The 21,198-nt window shown below is 74.6% G+C and carries 6 protein-coding genes; 2 read left to right on the top strand and 4 right to left on the bottom strand.

Annotated features, from left to right (window positions below):
• The first annotated feature begins 156 nt into the window (after positions 1–156).
• Complete coding sequence (locus tag AC5Y5Z_RS15740) at positions 157–14,922, top strand: PE family protein (protein ID WP_499926120.1); 14,766 nt, start codon at positions 157–159, stop codon at positions 14,920–14,922.
• 60 nt (positions 14,923–14,982) lie between these two features.
• Here AC5Y5Z_RS15740 and AC5Y5Z_RS15735 read toward each other — a convergent pair whose 3' ends face one another.
• The gene (locus AC5Y5Z_RS15735; RefSeq protein WP_499926118.1) at positions 14,983–15,993 is read right to left on the bottom strand and encodes a MaoC family dehydratase; all 1,011 of its coding nucleotides are present in this window, start codon (positions 15,991–15,993) and stop codon (positions 14,983–14,985) included.
• A 95-nt stretch (positions 15,994–16,088) separates the two neighbouring features.
• Between AC5Y5Z_RS15735 and AC5Y5Z_RS15730 the strand changes: the two genes are divergently transcribed.
• Positions 16,089–17,216, top strand: coding sequence for an acyl-CoA dehydrogenase family protein (locus tag AC5Y5Z_RS15730; RefSeq protein WP_473138949.1), 1,128 nt, complete (start codon positions 16,089–16,091; stop codon positions 17,214–17,216).
• A 9-nt stretch (positions 17,217–17,225) separates the two neighbouring features.
• On the opposite strand, the gene AC5Y5Z_RS15725 is transcribed toward AC5Y5Z_RS15730, so the two are convergent.
• Genes AC5Y5Z_RS15725 through AC5Y5Z_RS15715 form a run of 3 tightly spaced genes read right to left on the bottom strand, consistent with a single transcriptional unit; the run spans position 17,226 to position 20,925 of the window.
• Positions 17,226–18,158 carry an enoyl-CoA hydratase/isomerase family protein gene (locus AC5Y5Z_RS15725; protein WP_499926116.1) on the bottom strand — a complete coding sequence of 311 codons (933 nt, stop codon included), beginning with the start codon at positions 18,156–18,158 and terminating at the stop codon, positions 17,226–17,228.
• Positions 18,155–19,675 carry a fatty-acid--CoA ligase FadD4 gene (gene fadD4 / locus AC5Y5Z_RS15720; protein WP_499926114.1) on the bottom strand — a complete coding sequence of 507 codons (1,521 nt, stop codon included), beginning with the start codon at positions 19,673–19,675 and terminating at the stop codon, positions 18,155–18,157. The genes AC5Y5Z_RS15725 and fadD4 overlap by 4 nt, the downstream gene beginning before the upstream one ends.
• 23 nt (positions 19,676–19,698) lie before the next feature.
• Positions 19,699–20,925, bottom strand: a complete 1,227-nt coding sequence (locus AC5Y5Z_RS15715; RefSeq protein WP_499926112.1) for a calcium:cation antiporter family protein — start codon at positions 20,923–20,925, stop codon at positions 19,699–19,701.
• Between the last annotated feature and the right edge of the window lie 273 nt (positions 20,926–21,198).

The raw sequence follows: 21,198 nt of genomic DNA, 5'->3' as shown, positions 1-21,198 counted from the left end.
AAACTAACTGGATGTATTTTGGCATTTTTGAGTGAAAGCCAGTTTGTTTTGGCCGAAATCGAGTTATGGTTCGTATCGGCTTTGCCCATCAGCATGACCGGGGGACATGTAAACCACGGCCTCACCAGGTCGTGACCTAGTAAGTGGACGGTTCCCATGTCGTATCTCCTCGCTGCGCCGGACGTGTTGAGCTCCGCGGCTTCCGATCTAGCCGGACTCGGCGCCACGCTGGAGTCGGCAAACGCCGCTGCAGCGGCCTCGACCACCAACCTGCTGGCCGCCGCGCAAGACGAGGTGTCTACCGCCATCGCGGCGCTGTTCGGCACCCACGGGCAGGCCTACCAGAGCATCAGTGCCCAGGCTGCGGCCTTCCACAGCCAGTTCATGCAGAACCTGACGGCCAACGCCGGCTCGTACGCGTGGGCCGAGGCCGCCGGCGCGGCACCGCTCGAGGGACTCGGCGTAGCGGTGCTGGGTGCCATCAACACCCCCACCCAGGTCCTGCTCGGCAGGCCGCTGATCGGTGACGGCGCCAACGGGGCGCAGCCCGGCCAGGCCGGCGGGGACGGCGGCCTGCTGTGGGGCAATGGCGGCGCCGGTGCGGGCGGCGCGGCCGGCCAGGCCGGCGGAGCCGGCGGCAACGCCGGGTTGATCGGACACGGCGGAGTCGGCGGTGCGGGTGGGTCATCGACCACCGCCAACGGTGGCGCCGGCGGGGCCGGTGGCAACGGCGGATGGCTCTACGGCAGTGGCGGCTCCGGCGGCATCGGTGGTGCCAACCTGAACGGACTGGGCACCGGTGGCACCGGGGGTGTGGGCGGTCGGGCCTGGCTGATCGGCGCCGGCGGCACCGGCGGGGCGGCGGGTTGGGGCGCCAACGGTGGCGCTGGCGCGGCCGGCGGCAGCGGCGGATGGTTGTACGGCGACGGTGGTGCCGGCGGCGCCGGTGGCGCCAACACCAGTCCGACCGGTATCGGTGGGACCGGTGGCCGGGGCGGGGACGCCTGGCTGCTCAGCGCCGGTGGTGCCGGTGGGGCCGGTGGCACCGGACCGGGCGGTAGCGGTTTCGGCGGTGTGGGCGGCGACGGCGGCCACGGTGGTCTGCTGGCCGGCGCCGGCGGCGCCGGTGGTACCGGCGGCACCGCGGGCATCGGCGGCACCGGCGGATCCGGTGGCGACGCGGGCTGGCTTTCCGGTGCGTCCGGCGGGGCCGGTGGCATCGGCGGCATCGGCAATACCGGCAGCGGCGGCGTCGGCGGCACCGGTGGGTCCGGTGGTCTGTTCGGTCCGGGTGGGTCGGGCGGCACCGGTGGCACCGGCGCGGCGATCGGTGGCATCGGCGGTCGCGGTGGCCACGCCGGATGGCTGCTGGGCACCGGTGGCGCGGGCGGCAGCGGTGGCACCAGCGGTACCGGCAACGGCGGTGGAACCGGCGGCGCCGGCGGCAACGCCGGCTGGCTGTACGGCAACGGCGGCGTCGGCGGCAACGGTGGCCGGGGTGGCGACGGGCTCGCCGGGATCTCCGGCGGCAATGGCGGTGACGGTGGGGCGGGCGGCCGGGGCGGTCTGCTGTTCAGCGACGGCGGCAACGGCGGCAACGGTGGGACCGGCGGCAGGGGTGGCACCGGCATTCAAGGCAGCAACGGCGCAGACGGGGTCTGGGGCGTCGACTACGGCAACGGAGACGGCGGCGGCCAGAACGGTGGCGGCGGCGGCGTCGGCGCGACCGGCGGTAATGGTGGCAACGGCGGTGCGGCTGGTCGCGGTGGCCTGCTGTTCGGCGAGGACGGCATCCTCGGCCGGGGCGGCAATGGTGGCGACGGCGGCACCGGCGGCGGCGCCGGCAGCGGCGGCAACGGTGCGGCCGGCACGCTGGCGAATCCCGACGGCGGTCGGGGCGGCAACGGCGGCAACAACGGTGCCGGCGCCGCAGCCGGCGGCACCGGTGGCTACGGCTCGGTCATCGGCAAGCACGGCGCGGCCGGCACCATGGCCACCGGCACCGGGGGCAACGGCGGCACCGGTGGCGCGGGTTATGACGCATCGACCGGTTCCATCGCCGGCGCCAGTGGCGGCAACGGCGGACACGGTGGTGACGGCGGCAACTACGGCAACGGCGGCGCCGGTGGCGCCGGCGGCAACGCGGCGGCGGGCAAGGCCGGTGCTGATGGCGTCGACCCCGGTGACAGCGGCGGCAACGGTACGGCCGGCGGCTCGGGTGGTGCCGGTGGCTATGGCGGCAAGGGTGGTTCGGTCGCCGGTGCCGGCGGTGTGGGTGGCGCAGGCGGCGACGGTGGCACCGGTGGTTCCGGCGGCAAAGGTGTCAACGGCCAGTCCAGCACCGTCGCCGGTGTCAACGGCGGTGACGGTGGCAACGGCGGCAGTGGTGCCGACGGCGGCAATGGGGGCGCCGGCGGAATGGGTGGCACCGACCATGTGGGCAACGCCGCCAAGGCGGGCGCCAACGGCGTCGGCGGTAACGGCGGCGATGCCGGCGCGGCCGGTACCGGTGGGCGCGGCGCCGACGGCACCGCCGCGCACGTCAACGGTTCCGACGGCGGCAAGGGCGGCGACGCCGGTCTGTCCGGCTTCAAAGGCCTGGGCGGTGACAACGGCGTCAGTCCCGTGGTCGACGGCAAAGACGGCCTGGGCGTCAACGGCGGCCGGGGCGGTGACGGCGGTAATGGTGCCGTCGGGGCCGCCGGCAGCCAGGGACTGGGCGCCGGGGCCAGTGGTGGCAATGCCCAAGCCGGTGGCGATGGTGGTGACGGCGGCAAGGGCGGCGCTGCCGGTCGCGCCGGGACCACAGCTGGTAGCGGTGGCACCGGCGGCGAAGGTGGCGAAGGCGGTGAAGGCGGTTCCGGTGTGCGAGGTGCAGATGCGACCGGCACCGACGCCAACGGCGTGGGCAACACCGGCCAGCAGGGTGGCGACGCGGGCAAGGGCGGGGCGGGAGGAACCGGCGGCAAGGGCGGCGCGGCCGGTGACGCAGGCCCCCACGGCGGGTCAGCAGGTACCGCCGGTGCCGGTGGCGCCGGGGGTGACGGTGGCGCTGCGGGGACGGCGGGCGCCGGTGGCCACGGGGCGGCCGGTGCCGACGGACAGACCGGGGTGGACTACGGCACTGGTGCCGGCGACGGGGGCCGGGGCGGTGACGGCGGCAAGGGCGGCAACGGCGCCAGCGGCGGCAACGGCGGGGTCGCGGGCCTCAACGGTGACGGCACCGCGCCCACGGCGGCCAACGGCGCGGGCGCCAAGGGCAGCGATGGCGGTGCCGGCGGCAACGCCGGCGCCGGTGGACGGGGTGTGACCGGGGCGTCGGGCTCCGCCGGGGTGAACCTGGGCGCGGGCGCCGACGGTGGTAGCGGCGGCGCGGGTGGTCGTGGCGGCGATGGTGGCACTGGCGGGACGGGCGGCTTCAACGGGGGCAGCACCACCAGCCACGCCGCTGACGGCACCGGCGGCCTGGGCGGGCGCGGCGGTAACGCCGGCGTTGCCGGCGACGGTGGCCGCGGCGCGGACGGTACCGCCAGTTACGTCGACGGCGGCAAGGGCGGTGCCGGGGGTGACGCCGGTGCGATCGGCCAGCACGGCACTGGTGGTCTCAACGGTGACGGCAGCGGCCCTGCGGGCAATCTTTCCAACGGCACCGGCGCCAATGGCGGTAAGGGTGGCGACGGCGGTCGGGGTGCCGGCGGCGCCGCGGGCGCCAACGGTCTCAACCCCGGCGACAGCGGTATCGACGGTGGTGCCGGCGGTAAGGGCGGCGACGCCGGCAGCGGTGGTATCGGTCGGGGCGCGGGCTTCACCGGGGGTGCCGCGGGCGCGGCCGGTGCCGGTGGTGACGGTGGGCGCGGTGGTTCCGGCCTCAACGGCAGCACCGGGGTGGCCACCTCGGGTGCGGGTCTGGCCGGCGGCGACGGCGGTAACGCCGGCAGTGGCGGTAGGGGTGGCGACGGCGGTAAGGGCGGCAGCGGCGGCGCGGGCACCGACGGCGCCGGTATCGGCGCTGGCACCGATGGTGGTGCGGCCGGTAAGGGCGGCGATGCCGGCACTGCCGGCAGTGGTGGTGTGGGCGCCTCCGGTCATGACGGCACCGCCGGGCACCGCGACGGCTATGACGGCGGCAACGGCGGCAAGGGCGGTAAGGGCGGCAACGGTGGCAACGGTGGCACCGGCGGCGCAGCGGGAACCGGCAGCAACGCGGCCTCGCTGAAGGCCGGGGTCGACGGTAACGGCGGCGCGGCCAGCAACGGTGGCGCCGGTGGCGCCGCCGGCAGCGGTGGCGCGGGTCAGTCGGGGGCAGCCGGGGTGGCCGGGTCCACCCAGTACGGCACGGCCGGGCAGGGTCAGGCCGGTGCCAACGGTGGAGCCGGTGGCGTCGGCGGCGAGGGCGGCGCCGGCGGTAAGGGCGGCACCGGACTCAGCGCGGGCAGCGACGGCACCGGCGGCCTGGGCGGGCGCGGCGGTAACGCCGGCACTGCCGGCGACGGTGGCCGCGGCGCCGATGGCACGAGCAGTTACCTCGACGGCGGCAAGGGCGGTGCCGGTGGCAACGCCGGCACGGTCGGCGCCCATGGCACCGGCGGCCTCAACGGTGACGGCAGCGGCCCTGCAGGCAACAACGGCGACGGTTTCGGCGCCAATGGTGGCAGGGGTGGCGACGGCGGTCATGGTGCCGAAGGCGCTGTCGGCGCCAACGGCCTCAACCCCGGCGACAGCGGGGCGGCGGGCGCCGCGGGCGGTAAGGGCGGCGAAGGCGGCGCCGGCGGTACTGCCAGCGGTAGCCAGACCCCGGCCGGCCTCACCACCCACGGTGGTGACGGCGGCACCGGCGGAAAGGGCGGCGCCGGCGGTAAGGGCGGCAGCGGCTTGAACGGGGCCAACGGCGCGGCGATCACCGGATCGGGAGGCGACGGTCAGAACGGTGGCAACGCCGGTGCCGGCGGCGCCGGCGGCGACGGTGGCACGGGTGGCAACGCCGGTGGCGGTGGCACCGGCGGCGGAGTCGCCGGCAACGCCGGTAGCGGCGGCAACGCCGGTAACGGCGGGGACGCCGGAGCCGCCGGAAAGGGCGGCCTCGGAGCCAACGGTGCGCCCGGCGCGGCCGGCGTCGACGCCTACGGCAATGGTGTGGGCGGCGGCCAAAGCGGTGGCGACGGCGGCAATGGCGGTAACGGCGCCAACGGTGGTGACGGTGGCAAGGGCGGCGCTGCCGGTATCGGCGCCGGCGGCAACGCCGGCGCGTACGGTGACGGCGGCAATGCCAGCAACGGTGCCGTCGGCGGGGCGGCGGGCTCCGGCGGGGGCGGCGTCAAGGGTTCGGTCGGCACCGCAGGCGCCGACCTCTACGGCAACGGTGTCGGCGCCGGTCAGGACGGTGGAGACGGCGGCGACGGCGGCACCGGCGGTAACGGCGGGGCCGGCGGCACCGGTGGAAAGGCGCTCGGCGGCACTGCCAAAGCAGGCACCAACGGCACCAGTGCGGCAGGCGGCATCGGCGGCAATGCCGGCGCGGCAGGCGACGGCGGTCGGGGTGCCAACGGCATCAGCGGCACCGCCTACGCCGATGGCGGCCGGGGTGGCGCGGGCGGCAATGCTGGGCACATCGGGCTGGGTGGCCTCAACGGCAACGGCGTGGGCACTGCCGCGTCGGGCACCGGCGCCAACGGCGGCACCGGCGGCGCCGGTGGTGACGGCGCGGCCGGGCTGACCGGTACCAACAACGGCAGCGCCGGGGCCAACGGCTCCGTCGGCGGCGACGGCGGTAACGGCGGCGGCGGTGGCACCGGTGGTATCGGTCGGGGTGCCGGCTTCCACGGCGGCGATGGCGGCGCGGCGGGCACCGGCGGCGCCGGCGGCCTCGGCGGCTCCGGCGTCGACGGCGCCAACGGGACCACCACCGCCGGGGTGGGTAATAACGGTCAGGACGGCGGCGACGCCGGGGCCGGCGGCAGGGGCGGTAAGGGCGGCGACGGCGGCAGTGCCGGCAGCGGCACCGACGGCGCCACCAAGGGCACCGCGACCAACGGCGGGGCGGGCGGCGCAGGTGGTGCCGCGGGCACCGCCGGCAAGGGTGGCCTCGGCGCGACCGGCCACGACGGCACTTCCACCCACCTGGATGGTTATCGAGGCGGCGACGGCGGGGCCGGCGGTGACGGCGCCAACGGTGGTAACGGCGGGGCCGGCGGCAACGCCGGCGGCAACGGCACCAACACCGCGACCGCAGGCACTTACGGCAAGGGCGGCAATGCCTCCAACGGTGGCGCCGGCGGAGCAGCGGGCGCCGGCGGGGCCGGCCTCACCGGCGCCAACGGGGTCGCCGGAACCAATAGCGGCATTGGTGTCAGCGGCGGCAACGGTGGCGATGGCGGCACCGGTGGCGACGGCGGCAAGGGTGGCGTCGCAGGCCAGGACGGCAACGGTGGCACCACCGCGACCAACGGCAAGGGCGGCATCGGCGGCCGGGGTGGTAACTCCGGCACGGCCGGTGACGGCGGCCGCGGTGCCGATGGCGTCGCGGGTACCGCCAACCTCGCCGGTGGTGCGGGCGGTCGCGGCGGTGACGCGGGCGCCATCGGGCTCGGCGGCGACGGCGGTGCGGACGGCGTCGGCACCGGCAACGGCGGCACCGACGGCCCCGGCACCGGCGCCAACGGTGGCAGGGGTGGCGACGGCGGCACCGGCGCGGTGGGTAACGCCGGCAAAGACGGCGTCAATCCGGGCGACAGCGGCACCAATGGCACGACCGGCGGAAACGGCGGCAATGCCGGTGCCGGCGGTACCGGACGCGGCGCCGGCTTCCACGGTGGCAACGCCGGCACAGCCGGCCGGGGTGGCGACGGTGGTGCCGGTGGATCCGGTGTCACCGGCAGGGACGGTTCCTTCGGCGCCGGTCAGGGCGGCGCCGGATTGATCGGCGGCAACGCGGGCAACGGTGGCAACGCGGGCAACGGCGGCAGCGGCGGCAGCGCCGGCGCCGGCACCGACGGGGCCACCGCGGGTACCTCGTCCAGCGGCGCGGCTGGCGGCCGGGGCGGCAACGCCGGCAATGCGGGCAACGGCGGCAACGGCGCCCTCGGACACGACGGCACCGCGGCCCACCCCGATGGCTACACCGGTGGTAACGGCGGCGAAGGCGGCAGGGGCGGCAACGGCGGCAACGGCGGCAACGGCGGCACCGCGGGCATCGGTGGCACCAACATCTCTGCCGGGGGCGCCAAGGGCGCCGGCGGCAACGCCACCAACGGCGGCACCGGTGGGGCGGCCGGCACCGGCGGCGACGGCATCGCCGGCGCCGACGGCCTGGCCGATGTCGACAAGTACGGCACCGGTATCGGCGGCGGCCAGAACGGCGGCAACGGTGGCGACGGCGGGACCGGCGGTGCGGGCGGCGCCGGTGGCACCCGGGGCACGGCAGGCACCATCGGTACCGGGGCTGCCATCAACGGCACCGCGGGCAACGGCGGCAACAGCGGGGCCGGCGGCAACTCCGGGCAGGCCGGCGCCGGTGGCGACGGCGCGAAGGGCACCGCCGCCAACCCCAACGGCGGCAACGGCGGCAAGGGTGGCGACGCGGGCAACATCGGCAAGGGTGGCACCGTCGGCACCGCCGGCACCGGAGGCGTCAACGGCGGCAAGGGCGCCGACGGCATCGGCGCCCACGGCGCTGACGGTGGCGTCGGCGGTGACGGCGCGGCGGGCACGGCCGGCAAGAACGGCGTCAATGCCGGTGACAGCGGCACCAACGGCACGGTCGGCGGCCAGGGCGGTCTCGGCGGTGACGGTGGCACCGGTCGCGGCGCGGGCTTCCACGGTGGCACCGGCGGTGACGGCGGCCAGGGTGGCGCGGGTGGCGACGGTGGCTCCGGGGTGAACGGCGCTGCCGGCACGGTCACCACCGGTGCCGGCAACGACGGGCAGAACGGCGGCAATGCCGGCAGCGGCGGCAACGGCGGCGGCGGCGGCAGGGGTGGCAACGCGGGCGGCACGTCCGACGGCGCCAGCGTGGGCAGCTCGGGTAGCGGCGGCGACGCCGGCAAGGGTGGCGACGCCGGTACCGCCGGTAACGGTGGCGCCGGTGCCATCGGCCACGACGGCTCCTTCCCGGCCGGTAACAACGGCGACGGGTACCGCGGCGGCAACGGTGGCAACGGCGGGACCGGCGGCAACGGCGGCAACGGCGGCACTGGCGGCGCTGCGGGCACCGGGACCGGTGGTACAGCCGGCGCCAACGCCAACGGTGGCAACGCCAGCAATGGCGGCAACGCCGGGCGCCCGGGTGACGGTGGTCACGGAGCCGACGGCACGTCGGCCCACGTCGACGGCGGCCGGGGCGGTGACGGCGGCAACGCCGGTACCGCAGGTAAGGGCGGTACCGGCGGCACGGCCGGCGCCGGCGCCACCGCCGGCACCAGCGGCAGCAAGGGTCTTGCGGTCACCGTGGCGGCCGGTAACGGTGGCAACGGCGGGGCGGGCTTCACCTCGACGGCCTCCGGCGCCGACGGCGGCGACGGTGGGGCCGGTGGCGACGGCGGCAATGTCGGTAACGGTGGCAACGGCGGTGCCGGCGGCGACGGCGTGATCGGCGACGACGGTGTCAACGGCACTGCCGCAAACCCCAACGGCACCAACGGTCAGGCCGGTGGCAGCGGCGGCGACGGCGGCGCAGGCGGCATCGGCCATGGCGCCGGTAGGCACGGCGGCAACGGCGGTGCCGCAGGCACCGGTGCCAACGGCGGCAGCGGCGGCATCGGCTGGACCGGACGCGAGGGGCAGTCCGGCGCCGACCTCTACAACAACGGCATCGGAGGCGGCGAGAACGGCGGCAATGGCGGCAGCGGCGCCAACGGTGGCAACGGCGGCAACGGCGGTGTCGGCGGTGCCGGGCTGAACGGCGCCACCAAGGGCAACACCGCTGCCGGCGGTTCGGCCGGAAACGGTGGAAACGCCGGGACACCTGGCGACGGCGGCGACGGTGCCGCAGGCACCGCGAGCTACACCACCGGCGGGGCCGGCGGTAACGGCGGCAGCCCGGGCACGGCGGGCGGCGGCGGCACCGGCGGCAGCGGCTCGACCCTGGGCGCGGACGGCAACGACGGCGCGATGCCGTCCGCCCCGGCAGGCAACGGTGGTCACGGGGGCGTGGGCTACACCGCTACCGAGCACGGCGCTGCGGGCGGCGAGGGCGGCGCCGGTGGTCACGGCGGCACCTACGGCAGCGGCGGCGACGGCGGCGACGGCGGCGACGGCGCCGACGGTCTGGACGGCACCGACGGCATCAGCGGGTCGGCCGACAATGTCAACGGCACCGTGGGCGAGAACGGTGGCAAGGGCGGCAAGGGCGGCATCGGCGGGAACGCCGGCGCCATGATGGGCGACGGCGGCAACGGCGGTAAGGGCGGCGTCGGCGGCTCCGGCGGCGACGGCGGTCACGGCGGGACCGGGGCCGACGGATTCACCCCCGGTGACAACGGTGGGTTGGGCGCCAACGGCGGTCAGACCGGCGGCGCCGGCGCCAGCGGCGGCCACGGTGGCGGCGGTGGCGACGGCGGCGCCGGCGGTACCTCGGGGTTGTACGGCTTCAAGGGTGAGCAGGGCGCCGGAGGCGCAGCCGGTGCCGGTGGTGACGGTGGCGACGGTGGAACCGGTGGTTCCGGCGATGACGGCGCCGACGGTGTCACCAACGAGAACGCCTACGGCACTGGTATCGGCGGTGGTCAGGACGGCGGCAACGGCGGCAACGGCGGCGTCGGCGGGGTGGGCGGCAACGGCGGCAAGGGCGGCAGCGGTAGCACCATCGGCGCGGGCGGCAACGCCGGTAACGGTGGTGCCGGCGGGGACGGCGGAGCCCAGGGCGACGGTGGCCACGGCGCCGACGGCACCAAGGCCAACCCGGACGGTGGACGCGGCGGCAGCGGCGGCGACGCCGGTGTCGGCGTCGGCGGCGGCGCGGGCGGCACCGGTGGCACCGGTTCCACCAAGGGTGCCGACGGCAGCCACGGTGGCAGCGGGTCCACGCCGTCGGATATCGGTGGCGACGGTGGTGACGGTGGCGACGGCTACAACCCGACCACCCCCGGTGCGCACGGTGGCAAGGGCGGCGCCGGCGGTGACGGCGGCAATTACGGCAACGGCGGCGACGGCGGTCAGGGCGGCAACGGCGTCGCGGGCGCCACCGGCAACGACGGCAGCGCTACCAGCATCAACGGCACCAACGGCCAGGCCGGTGGTAACGGCGGTGACGGCGGTAAGGGCGGCAACAGCGGCATCTACAACGGCTACGCCGGCACCGGTGGTGACGCCGGCAGTGGCGCCAACGGCGGCACTGGCGGCAACGGCTACAACGTCCCGGGCGGCATCGGCGGCAACGCCGGCAACGGTGGCAACGGCGGTACCGCCGGCCAGGGCGGCGCCGGCGGCGACGGCTTCCTCGGCGGCGGCGACGGCGGCACCGGCGGCAACCCCGGCAAGGGTGGTGCCGCGGGCACGCCCGGCAACAACGGCACCGGTTTGTCCGGTGCGGCTGGTGTGGCCGGTACCGACGGTCAGCTGGTCGCTCCGGGCACCGGCCGCGGTGACGGCGGCGACGGTGGTGACGCTACTGGTGTTCCGGGTGCCCACCAGCAGGGTTACGACGGTGGTGACGGTGGTGACGCCGGTCAGTACGGCGACGGCGGCGACGGCGGCAAGGGCGGCCAGGGCGGCCAGGGCGACACCGGCGCCAACGGCACCTTCCCCACCACCGGCAAGGGCGCCGACGGTGGCACCGGTGGCGTCGGTGGTGACGGTGGCCGGGGTGGCAACGGCGGCTGGGTCAGCGGTAACAGCGGCGACGGCGGCGACGGCGGCACCGGCGGTACCGGTGGTACCGGCGGTAAAGGCGCCACCGGCGACTGGAACTACAACCCCGGCGGCGGCTTCGGCACCGGCGGCGACGGCGGCAACGGCGGCGCGGGTGGCACCGGCGGCCAGGCGGGCGACGCCGGCACGGTCACCAACGGCACCGTTGGTGTCGGCGGCACCGGTGGGCAGGGTGGCACCCCCGGTCTCGGCGGCGCCGGCGGCACCGGCGCGGCGGGCGACGCGACGCACACCACCGGCGGCAAGGGTGGCCACGGCGGCAACACCGGCACCGTCGTGGGCGGCGGTGGCCAGGGCGGCGCCGGCAGTACCCCCGGCGCGAACGGCGCGTCCGGCGTACCGAACCCCAGCACCGGCGGCGGCGCCGGCGGTACCGGTGGCGCCGGTTACTCTCCCGCCACCCCGGGCGCCAGCGGCGGCGACGGCGGCCTCGGCGGTGACGGCGGCGATCACGGCAACGGTGGCGCCGGCGGTGCCGGCGGAAACGGGGTGGCCGGCACCAACGGCGTCAACGGGACCGTGCCCGGCGCGAGCGGCACCGACGGTCAGACCGGCGGTTCCGGCGGCGCCGGTGGCGCCGGTGGCAACGGGGGCACCGTGGCCGGCAGCGGTGGCGTCGGCGGGGCCGGCGGCCGGGGTGCCGACGGTGGTGACGGCGGCAAGGGTGTGATCGGCAAGTACGGCGTGGCAGGCACCGACTACGGCCAGGGCGCCGGGATCGGCGGCGGACAAAAGGGTGGCGACGGCGGCAGCGGCGGCAACGGCGGCAACGGCGGTGCGGGCGGCGTCGGTGGCAAGGCCGCGGGCGGCACCGGCGCGGCTGCCGCCGCCGGCGCGACCGGCACCGGCGGCAACGGCGGCGACGCGGGAACCGCCGGCGATGGCGGAGCCGGCGCGAACGGCACCACCCTGCACCGCAACGGCGGCAACGGCGGGGCCGGTGGGGACGCCGGATTCGCCGGCGCGGCCGGCAACAACGGCGGCCTCCCCGGCACCCCGGTGATCGCGCCCAACGGCAACGGTGGGCACGGCGGCAACGGTTACCACCCGTTCACCCCGGGCAACAATGGCGGAACCGGCGGTAACGGTGGCGACGGTGGCCGGATCGGCAACGGCGGCAACGGCGGCAACGGCGGCAACGGCGTGTCCGCCACGGTCGCCGGCACCAATGCGACCGCCTACGGCGGCAGCGGCACCGCTGGCGACACCGGGGGCGCCGGTGGCGCCGGCGGCCACGGCGGCAGTGGTGGCGCGGACGCCGGCAACGGTGGCACCGGCGGTACCGGCGGCAACGGCGGCAACGGCACCGCGGGTGGCAACGGCAAGCTGGGCCTGGCCGGTGTCGCCGACACCGACCAGTACGGCACCGGCGTCGGCGGCGGTCAGGACGGCGGCAACGGCGGGGCCGGCGGCAACGGCGGGGCCGGTGGCAACGGCGGCAACGGTGGCGCGGCACCCAACGGCGTCGTCGGCAGCGGCGGCAAGGGCGGCAACTCCGGGAACGGCGCAAACGGCGGCACCCCCGGCGACGGCGGCAACGGCGCCAACGGCACCGTGACCAACCCCGACGGCGGCAACGGCGGCAACGGTGGCACCGCCTACGTGGGCCAGCACGGCACCATCGGTGCCGGCGGGTTCGACGGGAACGGTGCCAGCCAGGCCGCCAACGGCAACCCCGGCACCGATGGGCTCCCGCTGGGCACCGTGGGTAACGGTGGCAACGGCGGCGCGGGTTATGACGCATCCACCGGGACCGTCCCCGGGGCCGACGGCGGCAACGGCGGCCGCGGCGGCAACGGCGGCACGTACGGCGACGGTGGCAACGGCGGGGCCGGCGGCCACGCCGCCGACGGCACCAACGGCCTAGCCGGAACCGGTCCGGGCGCCTCCGGCACCAGCGGAACGCCCGGCGGCAAGGGCGGCGCCGGCGGCGGCGGTGGCAACGGCGGCACCATCTCCGGTGACAGCGGCAACGGCGGCAGCGGCGGCAACGGCGGTGATGGCGGTAACGGCGGCAGCGGCATCGACGGTGGCGCCGGCCAGGCCGGCGGCAACGGCGGCAGCGGCATGGACGGTGGCGCGGGCGGGGCCGGCGGCAATGCCGGCACCGTGACCTCGGGCACCCAGGGCTTCGGTGGCTCGGGCGGCAACGGCGGTAACGCCGGGACTCCGGGTGACGGTGGCAAAGGTGGGGACTCCACCAGCGCCGGCGTCTCCGGCGGCCGGGGTGGCGACGGCGGCGACGCCGGAACCGCGGGCGCTGCTGGAGCCGCCGGCACCGGCCAGACCGGACCGGGCGCCGGCACCGCCGGCACCCCGGGCACCGCAGTGACCACGCCGGCCGGCAATGGCGGCGAGGGTGGCAAGGGCTTCAGCCCGACCGACCCGGGCGCCAGCGGCACGCGTGGCGGCGACGGGGGTAACGGCGGCAACGTCGGCAACGGTGGCAAGGGTGGTGACGGCGGCAACGGCGTCGCCGGAGCGGCCGGCCCCAATGGCTCCGGTCCAGGCGGAAACGGCAACCCGGGCATGACCGGCGGCTCCGGTGGGGCCGGCGGTAATGGTGGTAACGGCGGCTCGATCTCCGGTGCTGCCGGAGTCGGCGGCAACGGTGGTAGCGGCGCCAACGGCGGTCAGGGCGGCAACGGCGTGGCCGGTGGTACCGCTCAGGCCGGTGGCCGGGGCGGCGACGGCGGCAGCGGCGGTAACGGCGGCAACGGCGGGGCTGGTGGCAAGACGCTGGGCGGTAGCGGTGTCCAGGCCGCGGACGGCGCCGGCGGCAACGCCGGTAGCGGCGCCAGCGGCGGCAACGGCGCCCTCGGCGGCAACGGTGCGGTCGGCGTGGCCGGCGTCAACAGCGGCAACGGTGGTAACGCGGGCAACGGCGGTGGTGGCGGCAACGGTGGCAACGGCGGCAACGGCGGCACCGGGTCGACGACCGGCACCGCGGGCAGCGCGGGCTCCGGCGGCAACAGCGCCGCCGGCGGTACCGGCGGCAACGGTGCGGCCGGCACCAGCGCCTCGAACCCCAACGGCGGCAACGGCGGCCGCGGCGGTGACCGAGGCGTCGCCGGCACCGCGGGAACGGTCGGCTCCGGCTCGGGCAGCCCGACTGCCGGCAACGCGGGCACGGCAGCCACCAGCGGCGGCAACGGCGGCACCGGCGGCACCGGGTGGACCTCCACCACGGCCGGTGTCGACGGTGGCAACGGCGGCAAGGGCGGCGACGCCGGCAACGTCGGTACCGGCGGTACCGGCGGCACCGGCGGCAACGGCGCGCCCGGGTCGCAGGGCGCCGCGGGCACCACGCCGGGCTCCAACGGCAACACCGGCGCGACCGGCAGCGCCGGCGGCAAGGGCGGCGACGGCGGCCTGGGTGGCTCCATCTCCGGTGACGGCGGCAAGGGCGGCAACGGTGGCCAGGGTGGCACCGGCGGCCGGGGTGGCAACGGCGCGGCGGGCGACCCCACCTTCACCATCAACAACGGCATCGGCGGCAAGGGCGGCGACGGCGGACTCGGCGGCGGTGGCGGACTGGCCGGCACCGGCGGCAGCACCCTCGGTACGGGTAACGGCGGCGCCGGCGGCACCGGTGGTACCGGCGGTACCGGCGGCGCGCCGGGTACCGGCGGAAACGGGGCCACCGGTACCGCGACCCACCCCGACGGCGGCACCGGCGGCGCCAGCGGCACCGGTGGCAGCGGCGGCCAGGGTGGTCAGGGCGGCGGCGGCGGCACTGCCACCAGCGGCAAGGGTGGCAACGCCGGCGCCGGTGGCAGGGGCGGCCAGGGCGGCAATGTCCTGACCGGCCAGACCGGTGGGGTCGGCGGCAACTCCGGCCCCGGCGGCAAGGGCGGCGACGGCGGCACCGGCCCCAGCGGCGGCAACGGCGGCAGCGGCGGGTCCGCGGGCACACCCGGGACCGGTGGCGCCGGCCCCGGTGCGGCTGCGACCGCCGGCAGCAAGGGCGCCGGTGGCAACTTCGGCACTGGAGGCGCCGGTGGCATCGGCGACACCGGCAACGGGAACCCCGGCGCCCCCGGCACCGCCGGCACCTAGAGACGGGCAGGCCGACCGTCCGGTCCAGCAGCGAGGCTGGACGGTCGGCCTGCTATCCAGTCAGAAGTGCAGCGCGCTGAACCGCCAGTCCAGCACGGGCCGGTCCGGCTCGTCGGGCGCGTCGCCAGCCGCATAGACCAGCGACCGCAACCGCAACACGCCGCCGTTCGGTGTCGCCGCAGCGGATTCGACGTGCAGTTCGCTGTACAGGGTGTCGCCCTCGCGCACCGGCCCGGTGTGGTCGCAGGACTCCCAGCCCAGCACCGTGACCAGATTCGGCAGCAACCGGTTGACTTGCGCGAAGGCCAGCGCGATGGTGTGTCCCCCGTACACCAGCCGCTGTCCGCCCACCCGCGAATCATGATGCACCGCAGCAATATTGAGGGTCAACCGGGCGAGTTCCGGCGCACCGGTGACCACGTCTGCGGTGCTGTGCAGCACCGCGCCGGCGATCGCCGGATCGAAATGCGGACCGGGCACCCGGCGCCGGTAGGCCGCCCCGTCCCAGGCCTCGGTGGGACTGACGGCCGGCACTACCGGCTCGGTACCGATCGCGGACAGGTCGTCGGCCCGGTCGGTGCCCTGCCAGCCCGGGCCGGCCGGCAGCATGGCGCAGCGGTAGAAGTCCAGCACCAGCTGGTCGGCCTGGTCGATGGTGGTCATCCGCAGCGCCGCCAGCCCGGTCGGCGCGCGTCCGGGCTTGGCGGCGTTGGCGCGCAGTCCGACCACTTCGGTGCGGGTGTAGAGGGTGTCACCGATCACCGGGAACCGGTGGAACGCCAGGCCGCGGTAGAACAGGTTGGCTTTGACGCGCTGAGTCGCCAGCGTCGACTGTCCGATCGCCACGTTGCACACCAGGCTCGGGTGCGCCAGGGCAGCCGGCGCCCCGGTCACCGCGGTGCACAGGGTGCCGTCCAGCGCCAGGCGCAGCCGGTCGCCCACGATGCCCTGATGGGCAGCGGCCAGGCCGGCCGTCAGCGTCACCGACGGCGCCCAGTCGAACACCTGGCCCACCGAAAGGTCGTCGAAGAAGGCTCCACCGGACCGGATGGCCGCATACCCGTATGTCACAACGCCTCATGCTGGCAGGCTGTGCACCCGAGGGTGCACGCGGGAGGGCGGTAACGGTGAGCAACGAACCCTACGACCTGGACGACGCGGAGGCGATGCTGGTCGCCACCGTGCGGGCCTTCGTGGACCGCGACGTGAAGCCGACGGTGCGCGAGGTCGAACACGCCAACACCTACCCGGAGGCGTGGATCGAACAGATGAAGCGAATCGGCATCTACGGCCTGGCCATCGACGAGGAGTACGGCGGATCACCGGTGTCGATGCCGTGTTATGTGCTGGTCACCCAGGAGTTGGCCCGGGGTTGGATGAGCCTGGCCGGCGCGATGGGCGGGCACACGGTAGTCGCCAAGCTGCTCACCCTGTTCGGCACCGCGGAGCAGAAGCGAAAGTACCTGCCGCCGATGGCAACCGGTGAGCTGCGGGCCACTATGGCGCTCACCGAACCTGGCGGCGGTTCCGATCTGCAGAACATCGCCACCACGGCGCTGCCGGACGGCGCCGACGAGTTGGTGGTCAATGGTGCCAAGACCTGGATCTCCAATGCCCGCCGGTCCGGCCTGGTCGCGTTGCTGGCCAAGACCGATCCGCGGGCCACACCGCGGCACCGGGGCATTTCGGTGCTGCTGGTCGAGCACGGGCCGGGCCTGACGGTGTCGCGCGACCTGCCCAAGTTGGGTTACAAAGGCGTGGAGTCGTGCGAACTGTCCTTCGACGGTTACCGCACGCCTGCCTCGGCAATATTGGGTGGCGTTGCGGGACAGGGCTTTTCCCAGATGATGAAAGGCCTGGAGACGGGTCGCATCCAGGTTGCCGCCCGCGCGCTGGGCGTGGCCACCGCCGCGCTGGACGACGCGCTCGCCTACGCCCAGCAACGCGAGAGTTTCGGCCGGCCCATCTGGAAACATCAGGCCGTCGGCAACTATCTGGCCGACATGGCGACCAAACTCACCGCCGCCCGGCAACTGACCCGCTACGCCGCCGAACGCTACGACAGCGGGCAGCGCTGTGACATGGAGGCGGGCATGGCGAAGTTGTTCGCCTCCGAAGTAGCCATGGAGATCGCGTTGAACGCGGTGCGGATCCACGGCGGTTACGGCTACTCCACCGAGTACGACGTGGAACGCTACTTCCGGGACGCGCCGCTGATGATCGTCGGCGAGGGAACCAACGAGATTCAGCGCAATGTGATTGCCGCGCAGCTGGTGGCCCGCGGCGGCCTCTGAGCGGCACCGCTACGCAGCCGCGAGCTCGTCCACCAGCCCCCACGCCAGGGCGGTTTCGGCGTCGATCGTCCGGCCGGAGAGCACCAGATACGCGGTGCGCCAGCGTCCGATGCGCCGTGTGACGCTCACCGTGCCGCCGGCGCCGGGGATCAACCCCAGGCTCAGCTCCGGCAGCCCGAACACCGAATCGCGCTGCGCCACCACCCATCCGCAGAACGCGGCCATCTCCAGACCGCTGCCCAGCACCTGTCCGTGCACCTGCGCGCGGCAGGCTCGCCCGAGCCGGCCGGTCAGCTCGTCGAGCACCAGCGCCGGGCTGTGCCGGGTGCGGGCCAGGTGCGCACCGGCCGGGTCGGCGAAGGTACCGAACTCGGCGAGGTCGCCGCCGCTGCAGAACGACGGACCGTTGCCGCCCAACACGATTCCGGTGACCGAGTCATCGAGCTGTGCAACGCTGAGCGCCTCGAGCAGGGCCGCCCGGGTGTCGGTGGAGAAGGCATTGTGCCGGGCGGGCCGGTTGAAGTCGATTCGCAGTATGTCGTCTTCGCGTTGCACCGCAACCGGATCGGCGCTGTCCGGCAGTCGCGCGGGACCGCGTTCGGCAAGCCAGCGCGCGAATTCCGGACCGGCCTGCAGCGTGGAATAGGCCAGCGATTCGGTCAGCAATCCGGCCGACGTCCCGGGTTGGACGCACCGCAACACATCGTCACAGATGGTGCTTGCGTGCGGCCAGCGCGCACAGCGCGCCGCCAGTTCGGCCAGCGTGTCGGCAACCGAGTCCACGGTGACCACCCGGCGATCGGGGCAGGGATGCTCGGTCAGGGTGAAAGTCGCTGCATCGAGCCAGTATTCGTTGTCGACCGACCCGTGGGCGACGATCACACCCGGCAGCGCCGCATCGTCCGACGCGGGGGCGCTGCGCAGGTCGACGGCCCGCATCATGAATACTTGTCGACCAGCTGGTTCTTGTAGAGCTTGCCGGTGTCGGTACGCGGCAGTGTTGCCTCGAAAGCGATCGTCCGCGGACATTTGTAGTGCGCCAACCGATCTCGTAGCCAACCGAGCAGTTCGTCAGCGAACTCATCGGTGGCGTCGGCCGGATCGACGGTCTGCACGACCGCCATCACCCGCTGGCCCATCTCGTCGTCGGGAACCCCGAACACCGCCGCGTCCAACACCTTCGGATGAGTGACCAGCAGGTTCTCCGTCTCCTGCGGATAGATATTCACCCCACCGGAGATGATCATGTGGTGTCGCCGGTCGGTCAGGTAGAGGTAGCCCTCTTCGTCGAGGTAGCCGATGTCGCCGACGGTCATCCAGCCGTGTTTGTCGCGTGAGTCAGCGGTTTTCGACGGGTCGTTGAGGTACTCGAAGGAGTACCCGCCTTCGAAATAGATTTCGCCGGGGTGGCCGGGGGGCAGTTCGGCACCGTCTTCGCCGACGATGTGCAAGGCACCCATCATGGGTTTGCCCACCGAGCCGGGATGCGTCAGCCAGTCCTCGGCGGTGATCAACGTCGAACCGATCGCCTCCGAGGAAGCGTAGTACTCGTCGACGATCGGCCCCCACCAGTCGATCATCTGCTGCTTGATCTGCACCGGGCACGGCGCGGCGGCGTGCATCACCCGTTTCAGGCTGGACAGATCATACGAGTTACGCACGGCCTCCGGCAGTTTCAGCATCCGGACGAACATCGCCGGCACGAACTGGCCGTGGGTCACCCGGTAACGCTCGATGGCGGCCAGCGTCTGCTCGGGATCGAACTTCTCCATCACCACGGTGGTCAGTCCGGCGCCCTGCACCGTCATCGACCACACCGAGGGGGCGGTGTGGTACAGCGGCGCCGGACTCAGATACACCGTGTCGGAGTCCATCCAGAACCCGACCAGCGCCGCCATCATGCCGGGCACCTCCGCCGGCGGCAGGTGCGGCAGTTCGCGTTTGATGCCTTTGGGCCGGCCGGTGGTACCCGAGGAGTACTGCAGCAGGTCTCCTTCGATCTCGTCGTCGATCGGTGAATCCGGTTGCTCTGCAACGCATTCCGGGTATCGCTGCCAGCCGTCCAGATCGGTGTCCGCGATCAGCAGCAGACCGGGGAGGCCGCCGGGCAGGTGGTCGCCGAGCCCGGCGCAGGTCTCCCGCAGCGCGGCGGAGCCGATGATAACTTTGGCGTTGCTGTTGTCGACGATGTAGGCCGCCTCGGCGGCGGTCAGATGGGTGTTGATCGGCACGTAGTACAGCCCGCTGCGGCGCGCCGCCCACATCACCGCGTGCAGGTGTTCGTTGTTCTCCATCAGGATCGCCACCGCGTCGCCTTCGCGCAGCCCCGCCTGACGGAAGGCGTGCGCCAGCCGGTTGGCGCGCGCTTCGAGTTCGCCGAACGTCACCACCGTGCCCGACGGATGCAGGATGACGGCCGGTTTGCCGGGATGTGCCTGTGCGTGCGGACGAATCTGCATGGGCCGACTTTACGACCCGGCCGTCACGCCCTGGCGAACGGCGCTCGCAGCGTGGGAATCAACTGGCGCCGGTGCACGACCAGCCCAGCGACAGCCACTGCGGCGTAGACGCCGCTGAGCACCAACCGGCCTTCGGTTGACGGGACCGCGAATTGCACCAGGAACAGCGCCAGCAGTGCCCATGCCAGGCGTCGGTGGAAGCGCAGCGCCAGCAGCAACGCCACACCCATCAGGGTCTGCGTCACGGTCAGCAGCATCTCCTCGATCTGCCGGGCGTCCAGCACCAGCGCGGATCCGCCGCCGCCGGCCAGGTGGGCGATGGGCAGCGAGCCGACCAGCAGCGTCCACTGGTTGACTTTCGACGAGATCAGCGTCGCGATGGCCACCGTGCTTTTGCCGCGGGCCGCGAAGATGATCGCGATCACGAACTCCGGTGCTTCGGAAGCCAGCGGCGCCAGCCACTGCACCAGCAGGAACCGGTCGACCCCCAGATCGGTGCCGGCCCCGATCAGGCTCTCGGCGAACGGCTGCGCACAGGCCAGGATCACCATGGCGGCGAAGACGAAGATCGCGACCACACCACCGCGACGGGCGCGGTGCGGCAGCGCGGCCAGGGCCGCGGCCGTCCCGATCAGCTCGGGCTCCTCGACCTCGCCGCGGCTGAGTTTGTAGAGGTAGAACCCGAACCAGGCCAGCAACGCCAGGCCGAGCGTGAGGGAGATGCGACCGGTCGCCGGCACGATCGCCGCGACCACGCCGGCGATCAGCAGGAAGCCGAGCTCGACCCGGTTTCCGCGCCCCAGGATCAGGGCGGCCGCCTTGTGTCCGCTCACCCGGCGGGCCACCCAGAGCCCCAGCAGCACCACGACCGGCCAGCCCAGGCCCATCAGCAGCCGGTTGGATCCCGTCATGTTGGCCGCCGCGTACTGCGCGTACTCCGCGTGCGATCCGGACCGGTACGCGTAGTAGAGGTCGACGGCGTATTCCGGCAACACCGCGATCAGGGCGAGGACGGCGACGGCCAGCCCGCCGGAGACATCGACCTGCGCGGCTTCGGCTGCCCAGGCGAGCAGAAAGCTCGCCGCGACCACCGCCGCGCCGTAGATCACCAACGCGATGACCGGGGTCGGGTGCAGTCCGACGAAGCGGACCACCAGCGCCGGGGCGATGAACGCCAGGGTGAGGAGCAGCGAACGCAGCAGCGTGTCCGCGGGTGTCCGGGTCTTGCGGCGTTCGGCCAGCAGGGTCATGCGGGTGGTTCCTTCGGTTCGGCGGTTGGATGGCCTGGCCGAAGGTCTCGTTCGCCGGAAAACTCTCCGGTGGATGACCGGGCGCCCCTGAAAGCTGAAATCGCCAGTATGTCGACCATCCGCCGCCGCCGGCCGAGGCCGACGAACTGGAACTACTCCCCTTCGATGTCTTAGACGGTAACCCGGTTCTCAGCACATGGCAACTTAGCGAGGCTACGATTTTCGAACAAAGGGTCGCCTTAGATCTGCTGATCAAGCCGCCATATCGATTAG

It is taken from the genome of Mycobacterium sp. NGS29 (assembly GCF_059812965.1).
Note: the sequence above shows the minus strand (reverse complement) of the source record. Positions and strands in the feature narration are given on the sequence as shown.

Coding starts and splice junctions, on each gene's coding strand:
- AC5Y5Z_RS15730 (WP_473138949.1), top strand. CDS start 16,089: ATGCTGGTCGCCACCGTGCGGGCCTTCGTGGACCGCGACGTGAAGCCG.
- AC5Y5Z_RS15715 (WP_499926112.1), bottom strand. CDS start 20,925: ATGACCCTGCTGGCCGAACGCCGCAAGACCCGGACACCCGCGGACACG.
- AC5Y5Z_RS15725 (WP_499926116.1), bottom strand. CDS start 18,158: ATGATGCGGGCCGTCGACCTGCGCAGCGCCCCCGCGTCGGACGATGCG.
- fadD4 (WP_499926114.1), bottom strand. CDS start 19,675: ATGCAGATTCGTCCGCACGCACAGGCACATCCCGGCAAACCGGCCGTC.
- AC5Y5Z_RS15740 (WP_499926120.1), top strand. CDS start 157: ATGTCGTATCTCCTCGCTGCGCCGGACGTGTTGAGCTCCGCGGCTTCC.